The 13,365-nt window shown below is 59.9% G+C and carries 10 protein-coding genes and 1 tRNA gene; 6 read left to right on the top strand and 5 right to left on the bottom strand.

Annotated features, from left to right (window positions below; translation table 11 throughout):
- Positions 1-1,260 (top strand): IS21 family transposase (gene istA, locus BMZ23_RS13825; protein WP_218143611.1); only part of this gene is annotated, 1,260 nt, incomplete at its 5' end.
- The gene (gene istB, locus BMZ23_RS13820) at positions 1,257-1,997 is read left to right on the top strand and encodes an IS21-like element helper ATPase IstB (protein WP_093478653.1); all 741 of its coding nucleotides are present in this window, start codon (positions 1,257-1,259) and stop codon (positions 1,995-1,997) included. The genes istA and istB, both read left to right, overlap by 4 nt.
- Before the next feature lie 442 nt (positions 1,998-2,439).
- On the opposite strand, the gene BMZ23_RS13815 is transcribed toward istB, so the two are convergent.
- A tRNA-Ser gene (locus BMZ23_RS13815) sits at positions 2,440-2,530 on the bottom strand.
- A gap of 228 nt (positions 2,531-2,758) precedes the next feature.
- Here BMZ23_RS13815 and BMZ23_RS13810 point away from each other — a divergent pair.
- The 3 genes from BMZ23_RS13810 (at position 2,759) to BMZ23_RS13800 (ending at position 7,296) form a co-directional block, all read left to right on the top strand.
- Positions 2,759-4,093, top strand: a complete 1,335-nt coding sequence (locus BMZ23_RS13810; RefSeq protein WP_245748243.1) for a spinster family MFS transporter — start codon at positions 2,759-2,761, stop codon at positions 4,091-4,093.
- Positions 4,094-4,152: 59 nt separating this feature from the next.
- Positions 4,153-5,337, top strand: a complete 1,185-nt coding sequence (locus tag BMZ23_RS13805) for an acetyl-CoA C-acyltransferase (RefSeq protein ID WP_093478647.1) — start codon at positions 4,153-4,155, stop codon at positions 5,335-5,337.
- A 159-nt stretch (positions 5,338-5,496) separates the two neighbouring features.
- On the top strand, positions 5,497-7,296 hold the full coding sequence (locus BMZ23_RS13800; protein WP_093478645.1) for an acyl-CoA dehydrogenase: 1,800 nt from the start codon (positions 5,497-5,499) through the stop codon (positions 7,294-7,296).
- Positions 7,297-7,359: 63 nt separating this feature from the next.
- Here the strand turns inward: BMZ23_RS13800 and BMZ23_RS13795 are convergent, their stop codons facing one another.
- The gene (locus BMZ23_RS13795) at positions 7,360-8,301 is read right to left on the bottom strand and encodes a LysR family transcriptional regulator (protein WP_093478643.1); all 942 of its coding nucleotides are present in this window, start codon (positions 8,299-8,301) and stop codon (positions 7,360-7,362) included.
- A gap of 198 nt (positions 8,302-8,499) precedes the next feature.
- On the opposite strand from BMZ23_RS13795, the gene BMZ23_RS13790 reads away from it, so the two are divergent.
- Positions 8,500-9,711, top strand: coding sequence for an acyl-CoA dehydrogenase (locus BMZ23_RS13790; protein ID WP_093478641.1), 1,212 nt, complete (start codon positions 8,500-8,502; stop codon positions 9,709-9,711).
- A gap of 63 nt (positions 9,712-9,774) precedes the next feature.
- Here the strand turns inward: BMZ23_RS13790 and BMZ23_RS13785 are convergent, their stop codons facing one another.
- The 3 genes from BMZ23_RS13785 to BMZ23_RS13775 all read right to left on the bottom strand — a co-directional run bounded on the left by BMZ23_RS13785 (position 9,775) and on the right by BMZ23_RS13775 (position 13,363).
- Positions 9,775-10,272: a DUF934 domain-containing protein gene (locus BMZ23_RS13785; protein WP_093478639.1), complete on the bottom strand. Its 498-nt coding sequence runs from the start codon at positions 10,270-10,272 to the stop codon at positions 9,775-9,777.
- Positions 10,256-11,914, bottom strand: coding sequence for a nitrite/sulfite reductase (locus tag BMZ23_RS13780; RefSeq protein ID WP_093478637.1), 1,659 nt, complete (start codon positions 11,912-11,914; stop codon positions 10,256-10,258). The genes BMZ23_RS13785 and BMZ23_RS13780 overlap by 17 nt, the downstream gene beginning before the upstream one ends.
- Positions 11,915-12,025: 111 nt before the next feature.
- Positions 12,026-13,363: an MATE family efflux transporter gene (locus tag BMZ23_RS13775; protein WP_245748241.1), complete on the bottom strand. Its 1,338-nt coding sequence runs from the start codon at positions 13,361-13,363 to the stop codon at positions 12,026-12,028.
- Positions 13,364-13,365 lie beyond the last annotated feature (2 nt).

Genomic DNA, 13,365 nt, shown 5'->3' with positions numbered 1-13,365 from the left:
CTGGCGGTGTCAGACCGGAGCATCCGCCGGTATGTGCAAGCACTCAAGCAGCAGGTTGCCAGCGGTCAGTTGCGCTACTACGAACCGGTTGTTGAGTCGGTGCCGGGCGTCCAGTGTCAGGTCGATCCCGGTGAGCTGCGGGGCGTCATGATTGGCGGCCTGGAGCGTGTTGTTCACTTTGTGGTGTTTGTGCTGTCCTGTTCCCGGCTGATGTACGTCGGGCTCGACTTCCGCCCGTTGGACACCGAGCGGTTTATTCAGATGCACGACGAGGCTTTCCGCTACTTCGGCGGCGTCACCGAGGAGTGCATTTACGATCAGACCAAGATGGTGGTGATCAACGAGCAGTACCGTGAGCTGACGCTGAACCAGCGCTTCCACCAGTATGCGACTACCGTCGGGTACCGCATCCACGCGTGCGAGGGTTATGACCCGGAGAGCAAGGGCAAGGTGGAGGCCGGGGTCAAGTACGTCAAGCGCGACTGCTTTTACGGCGAGCACTTCCAGGATGAGGATGCCGTTCGGCAGCACTTGCATGACTGGCTTGAGACGGTGGCCAATGCACGCTTGCACGGCACGACGGGACAGCATCCACGAGCGCATTTCGAGGCGCTGGAGCGTATCCAGCTCAAGCCCTATCTGGTCCCACATAGCCTGCTGCACGTGGCGCAGGCAGTCGAGACCCGCAAGGTCGACAAGACCGGCTTGATCTCCTGGCAGGCCAACAAGTACTCGGTGCCCATGGCTTGGCAGCAAGCCCGTGTGGGTGTCAGCGCACAGGACGACCAGTTGCTGATCCATGACCTGGAGAGCGGTGAGCTCATCGCCACCCACGACCTGTGCAAGGCCAAGGGCCGGATGGTCAAGAACAACAACCATTACCGAGACCATGCCCAGCGCATCACCGACCTGGAGCGCGGTATCGATGCGATCTTGCCCGATGACCTGGGTGCAACCCTGTGCCAGTTGCTCAAGCGTACTTCGCCACGTATCTACAAGGACCAGCTGGTCGCTGCACGGGACCTGCTCATGGTCCATGCGCCGGTTGATACCACGCTGCTGTGGGAGCTGAGTGAGCGCAGTGAACTGACCGCTACCGGACTCAAGCGCTACCTCGAAGCCTGGCAGCAAGCCAAGGCGCGTGGCCGGATCATCAGTGACCATGACTATGCGCCAGAGGCAGGTAGCCAGGTCAGTCACGCCGACCTGAACGCTTATGCCCGCATTGGCCAGTCGACTGGCCACGGGGTGACCCCATGAGCCTGCTCGACAGCACCATCGCGCAGTTCCGTAGCCTGCGCCTCAGCGCGACCGCTGGTGAGCTGGCCACTCTGCTGGCCAGGGCAGAGGCCAATGAGCTGTCCTACCTGAACTTCGCCCAGTCGTTGGTCGAGCATGAGCTTAACGCCCGCTCCAGCAGCCGCGTGAGCCGCAACCTCAAGCAGGCGCAGTTCCCCGCGGAGAAGCATCTGGAGGCCTTCGATTACCGGCACCAGACCACCATCACCAAGCGGCAGGTCAGTGCCTTGCTGGACTTCAGCTTTATCGATAACCGCGACAACCTGGTGTTCATCGGACCACCGGGCGTGGGCAAGACCCACCTGGCCATTGGGATTGGCCACAAAGCGGTCCAGGCTGGCTACAAGGTGCTGTTCCGCACCGCTCTGGCACTGGTCGAGGATCTGGAGCTGGCAGAGATGAAGGGTGAGCTGAAGAAGCGTTTGAATCAGCTGAGCAAGTACGACGTGCTGATCATCGACGAGCTGGGCTATCTGCCGATGACACGCCAAGCCCGGTACAACCTGTTCCAGCTGATCAACAACCTGTACGAGTACCGCTCGGTGATCCTGACCACCAACAAGGACTTCACCAGCTGGGGTGAGTTCTTCCATGACGATAACGTGGCCGTACCCATCATCGACCGCGTTATCCACCATTCACACATCTTTATGCTGGGAGGTGAGAGCTATCGGCTGAAGCAGAAAACTGGCGGTTAGCGGTACCCAAGTGGGTCAATTTTATTGGCCAAAAGTGGGTCAAAATTAATGGCCATTGACAAAGCTTGTACAGTTTTGCATTTCTTATACAATACTTCCATAAGAAAAATAAGGTTTTAGTTGTGATTGCTCTGTTGTCGCTTGGTTTGCTGCGGATTTGGCGTCCCTTGTTGGGCAGAAGGGGAGAGACAAAACTTGTACAAATTATTTTTGGTGTTGCTGTGAAAGCGCACAGAAACAGCACCGCGCTGCGCTGAAGAGCGCGTAGGGGGGGCGGTTGCTTGGCGCAATAGAAGGGGGTTTGCGGGAGGCAGAATCAGAAAAGCCAGCACGAGGCTGGCTTTTCTGATTAACAAATCATCAATTCAAGTGTTTTGTGTTGTTAAGCAGCTTGCTGCTTGAGAACTGAAAATCACTCTAACTTTTTGATTTATATGGCATCTGGCGGAGAGAGAGGGATTCGAACCCTCGGTACGCTATTAACGTACACACACTTTCCAGGCGTGCTCCTTCAACCACTCGGACATCTCTCCGGATTGACGTCAGGGCTGGCCTGTCGTCAAGGCGCGCAATTTACCGAAAACCACGGTCTTTGGCAAACCCTTTTTCCTGTCTGCGTCAGGCCTGTAGAAGGGCGCAATAGGTTGGGCTGATAGTTGCGTATCCCCTGTGCTGATGCGTGTCTTTTCGGAATCGACTTCCGCTCTGCGGAAATGATACTCTCCGGTCACTTTCAGGGCCCAGTCTGTGCGGAGCAAGCCGTGACCAATAACAATGATTACCCGTCACCAAAGCGTGCCTGGTTAACCGTCAGCATCCTGTTGCTGGCTTATATTCTGTCTTTTATTGACCGGCAGATTCTCAATCTGCTGGTCGGCCCGATCCGTGCCGATCTGGGTATCAGCGACACCCAGATGAGTCTGTTGATGGGGCTGTCGTTTGCGATTTTCTACACCATTGCCGGCATTCCACTGGGCCGCGTAGCCGACAGCAAGAGCCGTCGCGGGCTGATTGCTGCCGGGGTGTTTTTCTGGAGCTTGATGACCGCCGCCTGCGGCATGGCCAAGCAGTACTGGCATTTCGTGATCTTCCGCATCGGCGTCGGTGCCGGTGAGGCAGCGCTGTCGCCGGCCGCCTATTCACTGATGGCCGACAGCTTCCCGCCGGAAAAGCGTGCCACCGCAATCAGTGTGTATTCCATGGGGATTTATCTGGGCGCTGGCCTGGCTTTCCTGCTCGGCGGCATAGTGGTGACCTGGGCCAATGCCCGTGGCGACATGGTCCTGCCGCTGCTCGGTACCGTGCGTCCCTGGCAGCTGATCTTTCTGGTGCTGGGTGCCGCCGGGGTGCTGTTCTGTCTGGTGCTGCTGGCAATCAAGGAGCCATCGCGTAAGGGTATTGGCGCAGGGGTTGCGGTGCCGCTGAAGGATGTCGGTGCCTACCTGATGAGCATCCGCAAGGCTGTGCTGTGCCACAACTTCGGTTTTGCCTGTCTGTCCTTTGCCTCCTACGGTGCCTCGGCGTGGATTCCGACCTTCTTTATCCGCAACCATGGCCTCACGCCGGGTGAGGTTGGCATCTATTATGGAAGTCTGGTGATGGTTGCCGGTTCGCTGGGTATCGTCTTCGGTGGCCGACTGGCTGACTGGCTGGCGCGTAAGGGCTATATGGACTCCAACATGCGGGTTGGCGTTCTGGCAGCCTCTCTTACCTTGCTGTGCAATGTGGTCTATCTGGTCGATAACCCGGTGTGGCTGTGGAGCATCATGTTCTTCAATGTATTCACCGTGGCCATGCCCTTTGGTGTGGCGCCGGCGGCGATCCAGGAAGTCATGCCGAATGCCATGCGTGGTCAGGCATCGGCGATCTATCTGTTCGTCGTTACCCTGATCGGCCTGGGCCTTGGCCCGACGGCGGTGGCACTGGTGACCGATTACGTGTTCAAGGATGACATGGCGGTACGTTATTCGATCTTCTGGGTGGCCAGCATCATCACCCTGGGTTCGGTGATACTGCTGTGGATGGGTCTGAAACCCTACCTGCAGGCCCGCGAGACACTCGCTGCCTGGGGCGCCCGACAAGAAAAGACGGCTTGAGTCGTCATTACTCAACCTGAGCGCCTGCGGGCGCTGACAAAGCAAACAGGAGCAACAACATGACTGATGCAGTAATCGTATCCACAGCCCGTACCGCGCTGGGCAAGTCCTATCGTGGCGGCCTGAATGACACCCACAGTGTCGACATGGCCGGCTTTGTCATCGAGCACGCGGTCAAGCGTGCCGGTATCGATCCTGCGCTGGTTGAGGACTGTATCCTCGGCGCCACCTTCCATGAAGGTGCCCAGGGCAAGAACATGGCGCGTCTGGCGGCCATCCGTGGTGGTCTGCCGGTCACCACTGCCGGTTTGTCGATCAACCGTTTCTGCAGCTCCGGTCTGCAGTCGATTGCCATCGCCGCCCAGCGTGTGGTCAGCGAAAAAATCCCGGCCATCGTTGCCGGTGGTGTCGAGTCGATCAGCCTGTGCCAGAACGACAAGCTGAACATGTTCCGCGGCGTCAATGACTGGATCAAGCAGAACAAGCCCGAGCTGTACCTGTCGATGATCGAGACTGCCGATATCGTTGCTGCCCGCTACAAGGTCAGCCGCGAATCGCAGGACGAGTACTCGCTGATCAGCCAGCAGCGCGTGGCTGCCGGTCAGCAGAGCGGCAAGTTCGATGACGAGATCGTGCCGTTCACCACCAGCATGAAGGTGCAGAACAAGGAAACCGGCGAGATCTCCGATCAGCAGGTCACCCTGACCCGTGACGAGTGCAACCGTCCGACTACCACCCTGGAAGGCCTGGCCTCCCTGCAGCCGGTGCGTGGCCCCGAGCACTTCGTGACGGCCGGTAACGCCAGTCAGCTGTCCGACGGCGCCTCCGTGTGTCTGGTGATGAACAGCAAGGCCGCCGAGCAGCAGAACGTCGAGCCGCTGGGCATCTTCCGTGGCTTCAGCGTTGCCGGTTGCGAGCCGGACGAGATGGGTATTGGCCCGGTGTTCGCGATTCCGCAGCTGCTCAAGCGCAACGGCCTGACCATGGACGATATTGATCTGTGGGAACTCAACGAAGCCTTTGCTTCGCAGGTTGTCTACTGCCGCGACAAGCTGGGCATCCCGATGGAGAAGCTGAACGTCAACGGCGGCTCGATTGCCATTGGCCACCCCTACGGTGTGACCGGCTCGCGTCTGACCGGCCACGCGCTGATCGAAGGCAAGCGTCGCGGCGCCAAGTTCGTGGTGGTGACCATGTGCATCGGCGGCGGCCAGGGTGCTGCCGGTCTGTTTGAGGTTGTCTGATCGGTAATAGTGCATGCGCCAGCCAGTCTGGCGCATTCCCTGAAGGCTGAATGCCTGAGGTTGTTGGCTCCCGGCGGGCTGGAGCTTCCGGCCTTCAGCCTTTAGCGTTTTCAACGAATTTCAATGCGGGTTCCTGCATCACCCGCAGGAGACTGTTCCGTGTCGCAAAAGATCATTTCCACCGACGATCTGGCCTTCCAGCTGTACGAAGTGCTGAATATCGAACGCTTTACCGAATATCCCCGTTATGTGGATCACAGCCGCGATACCTTTGATGCGGCTATCGAACTGGCCCTGAAGGTCGGCGCCGAGACCTTTGCTCCGCACAATGCGCTGTGCGATGCCAACGAGCCGACCTTTGAAAACGGCAAGGTGGTGATTCGTCCTGAAGTGCGTGCGGCGCTGGATGTGCTGCGTGATACCGGTCTGATGGCGGCCTCGCAGGACTATGAGCGCGGTGGCATGCAACTGCCCTCGGTGGTGGCGCAAACCTGTATCGGTATCATCAAGGGTGCCAACGTCAGCACCCATGCCTATGCCGGCCTGACTATTGCCGCCTGCAACCTGATCATGGCGCATGGCAGCGAGGAATATAAGCAGCGCTTTGCCGAGCCGATGATGGCCGGCCGTTTCTTCGGCACCATGTGCCTGACCGAGCCGCAGGCCGGTTCCTCCCTGGCCGATATCAAGACCCGTGCGCTGCCGGCCGGTGACGGCAGTTACCGGATTACCGGCAATAAGATCTACATCTCCGCCGGTGACCACGAGCTGAGTGAAAATATTGTGCATCTGGTGCTGGCCAAGCTGCCCGATGCGCCGCCGGGGGTGAAGGGCATTTCGCTGTTTATCGTGCCCAAGTATCTGGTGAATGAGGACGGTTCGCTGGGTGAGCGCAACGATGTGATCCTGGCTGGCCTGATTCACAAGATGGGTTACCGTGGCACCACCTCGACCATGCTCAACTTTGGCGAGAAGGGCGGCGCGGTCGGCTATCTGGTTGGCGAGCCGCACCAGGGCCTGGCACAGATGTTCTACATGATGAACGAGGCACGTATCGGCGTCGGCATGGGCGCGGTGATGCTGGGTTACACCGGCTATCTGCATGCGCTGGAGTATGCCCGCGAGCGCACCCAGGGCCGTCCGCTGAAGGAACGTGATCCGACCAGCCCGATGATTCCGATCATCGAGCACGCCGATGTGCGGCGCATGCTGCTGGCACAGAAGGCCTTTGTCGAGGGTGGTCTGGCGCTGTGTTTGTATACCGCCACGCTGATCGACGAGAAGAAGCGTTCGGAGGATCCGCAGGTGCGTGAAGAGGCCACCGGCCTGAATGATCTGCTGACACCGATCGTCAAGTCCTGGCCGTCACAGTTCTGTCTGGAAGCCAACAGCCTGGCGATCCAGGTGCATGGTGGCTACGGCTATACCCGTGAGTACCCGGTCGAGCAGTTCTATCGCGATAACCGCCTGAACCCGATCCATGAGGGTACCCATGGGATTCAGGGTCAGGACCTGCTTGGTCGCAAGGTGGCGATGGCCGATGGCAAGTACTATCAGGCGCTGCTCGGACGCATCCGTGCCACCCTGCAGGAATCTGCCGCACAGGCCGAGCTGCAGGATGCGGTGAGTCTGCTGGGCGATGCACTGGGCAAGCTGGAAGCGGCGACCGAGGCACTGCAGGCACTGCGCAAGTCCGATCCGGATCGCGCGCTGGCGAATGCCTACCTGTACATGGAGTGCTTTGGCCATGTGGTGGTCGGCTGGCTGTGGCTGAAGCAGGCGCAAGTGGCGTTGCGTGGCCTGCAGCAGGGTGGTGAGCGCAGTGCGGCCTTCTATCAGGGCAAGCTGCACACCTGCAATTACTTCCTGCGTTACGAGCTGCCCAAGCCGCTGGCGCTGATCGAGGTATTGCGCCAGGCCGATCGCACCACGCTGGATATGCCGCCCGAGTGTTTCTGAGTCGCGGCAACTGAACGCACAAGGGGGCCAATTGGCCCCCTTGCTGTGTCTGCTGCAGACTATTCAGTTGGCTGCGGCGGCGTTGCGTTCCTGCTGGTTGCGCCGCTCCAGTTGTTGGCAGATTTCGATGATCTGCTCGCGCATCCAGCGGTTGGCCGGGTCCTGGTCGGTGCTTTCATGCCAGAACAGGTGTGACTCTATAAGCGGAACGTCTTCTACAGGCAATGTTGTCCAGTGCAGGTTGTGTCGGCTCGCATAGCGCTCCGGCACGGTCATCACCATATCGGTGGACTCCAGTACCAGTGGTGCCATCTGGTAGTGCTGCGAGCGCACCACCACACGGCGCTGAATGCCTATCTTCCCCAGTGCCAGATCGACATAGCCGAGTCCGTTGCGGCGGGTGGAGATGTGGATATGTCCCTGCGCCAGATAATCATCCAGAGTGATTCTGGTCTTGCTGGCCAATGGATGGCCCTTGCGCATTACGCAAACGTACCGATCTTCGAACAGCTTGACGTGACGCATCTGCGGATCGGTATTGAGTGGTGCGTCGATCACGAAGTCCAGTCGTCCGGCGGCCAGTTCCTTGGTGGTTTCCCGGCGCTTGGTCAGAAAGCTGTCTATGCTGACGTTCGGGGCCAGTCGGCGGATGCGCGCGGCCAGATGCGGCAACACCACCGACTCGGACAGATCGGTCATGCTGATGCGATAGGTCTTGTTGGCTTCCTGCGGGTTGAAGCTGCGGCTTTCCTGCACCGACACGCGCAGCAACTGCAGGGCGCTGCGCACCGGGGTGATGATGTTCTGCGCCATTGGGGTGGGCACCATGCCCTGGGCGGTACGCACGAACAGCGGGTCATTGAAGGTTTCACGCAGACGGGCCAGAGCGTTGCTCACTGCCGGTTGGGTAATGCCGACAATCTGCCCGGCACGGGTGAGGTTAGCCTCGGTATAGATGGCATCAAAGACAATGAACAGGTTCAGGTCGACTTTGTTCAGGTTCATCGTGGGGTCCTGTTTTCTGACTCATTATGGGGCAGTTGAGCATCAATTATGCGGCCAAGTATATATGGCTTATGAATCTTAATACACGGCAAAAATAGGTTAGGTAAATCAAAAAGCCTCGTCTAGCATCATTTCAAGCGCCGGCGATGATCGTACGGCGGGAACCATCCACCCATTGAAAGCAAAAGGCTGACTATTATGGATTTCGGTTATTCTCCCAAGGTTCAGGATCTGCGCGAGCGTGTAGACGCTTTTATGCAGGAATATGTGTTTCCTGCCGAGCCAGTATTTTTTCAGCAGGTAGCTGACGGTGATCGTTGGCAGCCCACCGCCATCGTCGAGGAGCTCAAGCAAAAGGCCCGTGACGCAGGTCTGTGGAACCTGTTTCTGCCCGAGTCCGAGCTGGGCGCCGGTCTGACCAACCTGGAATACGCGCCGTTGGCCGAGCTGATGGGCCGTTCCTTTATCGCCTCCGAAGCCTTCAACTGCAGTGCGCCGGACACCGGCAATATGGAAGTGCTGGTGCGCTACGGTAGTGAAGAACACAAGAAGCAATGGCTGGAGCCGCTGCTGAATGGCGAGATCCGTTCCTGCTTCGGTATGACCGAGCCGGGTGTGGCATCCTCCGATGCCACCAATATGCAGGCCAATGCCCGTCGTGAGGGTGACGAGTGGGTGATCAATGGTCGCAAGTGGTGGACCTCCGGCGCCTGCGATCCGCGTTGCAAGCTGATGATCTTTATGGGGCTGACCAACCCGGATGGCCCGCGCCACCAGCAGCACTCGATGATCCTGGTGCCGATGGATGCCCCCGGTGTGAAGGTGGTGCGTCCGCTGCCGGTATTCGGTTACGACGATGCGCCGCATGGCCATGCCGAAGTGATCCTGGAGAACGTTCGGGTGCCCTACAGCAACGTGCTGCTGGGTGAGGGTCGTGGTTTCGAAATCGCCCAGGGTCGTCTTGGCCCCGGCCGCATTCACCACTGCATGCGCTCCATCGGTTGCGCCGAGCGTGCACTGGATCTGATGTGCAAGCGCTCGCTGAGCCGTGAGGCGTTCGGCAAGAAACTGGCTCAGTTGGGTGGCAACATCGACCATATCGCCAATTCGCGCATTGAAATCAATCAGGCGCGTCTGCTGACCCTGAATGCCGCCTACATGATGGACACTGCGGGTAACAAGGTGGCCAAGAGCGAGATTGCCCAGATCAAGGTGGTGGCGCCGAACGTCGCCCTGCAGGTAATTGACCGCGCCATCCAGATCCACGGCGGCGCCGGAGTCAGCGAGGACTTCCCGCTGGCCTACATGTACGCCATGCAGCGTACCCTGCGTCTGGCCGATGGCCCGGACGAAGTGCACCGTGGCACTATCGGCAAGCACGAGCTGGGCAAGTACATGCCCAAGCGCTGAACGCTGACTGGTGACAACAAAAAGCCCGCATGATGCGGGCTTTTTGTTGGAAGCTGTGAAGGCTCAGGCGCGCCGGCGGAACAGCGGTAGAGGTTGCACCACGGCAGACTGATAGGCATCGGAAAAATCGCGGAAGCTATTCAGCGCTGATTCGGCATCACGGTCCTCGCGCAGGGCGAAGGCGTCGAAGCCGCAACGCATCATGTAGAACAGCTGGTCGCGCAGCACATCGCCAATCGCCCGGACTTCACCGGTATAGCCATAGCGCTCGCGCAGCAGGCGGGCGCTGGAGTAGTGCCGGCCATCGCTGAAGATCGGGAAGTTCAGCGCCACCAGCTGCAGGTGTTGCAGGTCATCGGCGATGCTTTCGACTTCCTCGTGGCTGTCCAGCCACACGCCGACGCCGCCGTCGCGGGCCTTCAGCGCATGATCGTGCTCCAGCCACAGGCGCAGCGGAACAATGATGTCATCGCTGTTGTTCAGGCCGTCAAGGCTGGCGTCAGCCGGCAACAGGTGCCAGTTCTCGTCGACCACCTGACCGTTCTTAATTATTCGCTGCATACACGCGCTCCTTGAAGGGCTGGATGCCGATGCGCTCGAAGGTGTCAATGAACAGCTCCTCGTCTGTGCGATTTTCCAGATAGACATCGATCAGCTTGCCGATCACGTCGGGCATTTGGTCAGCGGCGAAGGATGGGCCGAGGATCTGGCCAATCGCGGCATTGCGACCGCTGCGGCCACCCAGCGACACCTGATAGAACTCCTCGCCCTTCTTGTCCACGCCGAGGATGCCGATGTGACCGACATGGTGATGGCCACAGGCGTTCATGCAGCCGGACATGTTCAGTTCGATCTCGCCAATGTCGTGCAGGTAATCCAGGTCGTCAAAACGCCGCTGGATGGCCTCGGCAATCGGAATCGACTTGGCGTTGGCCAGCGAGCAGAAGTCGCCACCGGGGCAGCAGATCATATCGGTCAGCAGGCCCACGTTGGGGGTGGCAAAGCCGTGCTCGCGGCACAGCTGCCACAGCTCGAACAGGTCGCGCTGGGCCACGTAGGGCAGTACCAGGTTCTGCCAGTGGGTGCTGCGGATCTCGCCGAAACTGAATCGCTCGGCCAGATCAGCGGCGGCTTCCAGCTGCTCGGCAGTGATGTCACCGGGCGCGATGGCGGTCGGCTTCAGCGACAGGGTGACAGCAGCGTAACCCGGCATCTTGTGTGCCTGCACGTTGCGCAGTGCCCAGTTATCAAAGCCGCGGTTTTCCCCGCGCAGGCGCAGGTAATCGGCATCGTCACCGGCAAACGACTGGTAGGGCGGGGCGACGAAGTGGCGGCTGACCCGCTCGACTTCCTGCTCGGTGAGGGTGGTCGGGCCATCCTTCAGGTGAGCCCATTCGGCCTCGACCTTTTCGGCGTAAACCTCGGGGGTCAGTGCCTTGACCAGAATCTTGATACGCGCCTTGAACTTGTTGTCGCGGCGGCCATAGCGGTTGTACACCCGCACTATGGCTTCCAGGTAGGTCAGCAGGTGGCGCCACTCGATGAACTCGCGGATCACTGCGCCGACCATCGGGGTACGGCCCAAGCCGCCACCCACCAGTACACGAAAGCCCAGCTCGCCGGTGGCATTGCGCACCATGTTCAGGCCGATATCGTGCACGCCAATCGCCGCGCGGTCCTGTTCGGCACCATTTACGGCGATCTTGAACTTGCGCGGCAGGAAGGCGAATTCCGGGTGGAAGGTCGACCACTGGCGGATGATCTCGCACCAGGGGCGCGGATCTTCCAGCTCGTCGGCAGCGACACCGGCAAACTGGTCGGTGGTGGTGTTACGGATGCAGTTGCCGCTGGTCTGGATGGCGTGCATCTGCACTTCGGCCAGCTGCGCCAGAATATCCGGCACATCTTCCAGGTTGGGCCAGTTGAACTGTACGTTCTGGCGCGTGGTGATGTGCGCATAACCCTTGTCAAAGCGCCGGGCGATAAACGCCAGCTTGCGCAGGCGGGTGGCGGACAGCACTCCGTAGGGCACGGCAATGCGCAGCATGGGCGCATAGCGCTGGACATACAGCCCGTTCTGCAAGCGCAGCGGCAGGAACTCGCTTTCGCTCAGTTCACCGGCCAGATAGCGACTCATCTGTCCGCGGAATTGCTCCACACGGTCTTCAATCAGGCGCTGGTCGTATTCGTCGTAGATGTACATGCGGACAACCTGTCAATTGAGCTGTCGACCCGGATCTCCCGAGTCAGGGCGGGCAGACGATAGCAGTTTTTCAATATGCACAAAAGTAATGTTTGACTATATGTTTATGCCTTAAATGTTGATTCGCGACCAATGCCGACGCCGCCACATAATGGCAAAGATGGTCGAGTTGATCGCCCGGTAGCCGCTTTGCAACAGCCACACGGTGAGTAGCCCGCCACCCAGTACCGGGCCGGCAAGCCAGGCCAGCGGCAGGAACAGCAGCCACTGTACGCCAAGGTTGATGCCCATTACCGTGCGGCTGGCGCCGGCGCCAAGCAGCGCCTGGGTCAGCACCAGCGCGGTGGCGTCCAGACTCATGCCAATACCGGTAATGCGCAGAGGCCAGATGCCCAGGGCAATCAACTCCGGGTCGCGGGTAAACAGGCCAAGCACCAGTTCCGGTACCAGCCAGAAGGGCATGCCCATGACAAACAGCGCACAGCCGGCCACCCGCACCACATCCCAGCCCCAGCGATAGGCGTCTTCGGGCTTGCCGGCACCAAGGCTCTGGCTGACCAGCGTGGTGGCGGCCATGCCCAGGCCGACGCCGGGCAGGATCAGAAACAGTGCCAGATTGATCAGGATGTGTGCCACCGCCAGTTCGGCGGTACCGATCTGGCCGATAATCCAGAACAGCGTGGTAATGCCAGTGGCGAATAACAGTTGCTGCAGGGAATTGGGCAGCGACAGGCGCAGCATGGATTGCAGGGTGCGCAGTTGCGGTATGGCACGCAGGAAACCGTGTTCGCGGCCATCCTTGAGGGTGGCGAAAAAGTACAGGGCGGCGCCGAAGAACATGGCGATGCAGGTGCCGAGGCCCGAGCCTTCGGCGCCCATTTCCGGCAGGCCGAATTTGCCGAAGATCAGCGCATAGCTGACCAGTACGTTGGCCAGGTGCATGCAGATCAGGATTTGCAGGTACATGCCGGAGCGGCGGATGCCGTTCCAGTAGCCACGGAAGGCAAAGTTGGCGGCTACCGCGACTATCGCCAGGGCGCGCCAGGCAAAGTAGGCACTACCCACCTCGCGCACGGCCGCGTCCTCGGTCAGCAGGCCAACCAGCCAGTCGGCCTGGGTCCAGCAGAACAGTGTCAGCGGGATCGCCATCAGCAGGCCGATCAGCAAGCCTTCGTTGAGCGGGCGGGCGATTTCGCTATCCAGTCCCTGGCCACGCCGGCGCGCCACCATCGCCTGCACACCGGCTCCCAGCCCCATCACCATGGCAATTGCCATGAAGTTCAGATAACCACCCAGTCCCACGCCGGCCAGCGCCTGCTTGTCGCCAAGGCTGCCGACCATCGCCGCATCCACCAGATTCAGCAGGCTCTGGCTGAGCATGCCGCCCATGATCGGCAGGCCGAGCCAGACAATGCTGCGCAGCCGGTCACGGGCGGGGAGCAGGGCCACCG

It is taken from the genome of Halopseudomonas yangmingensis, assembly GCF_900114825.1.
Taxonomy (GTDB): domain Bacteria; phylum Pseudomonadota; class Gammaproteobacteria; order Pseudomonadales; family Pseudomonadaceae; genus Halopseudomonas; species Halopseudomonas yangmingensis.
This window is presented reverse-complemented; position numbering and strand designations above follow the sequence as displayed.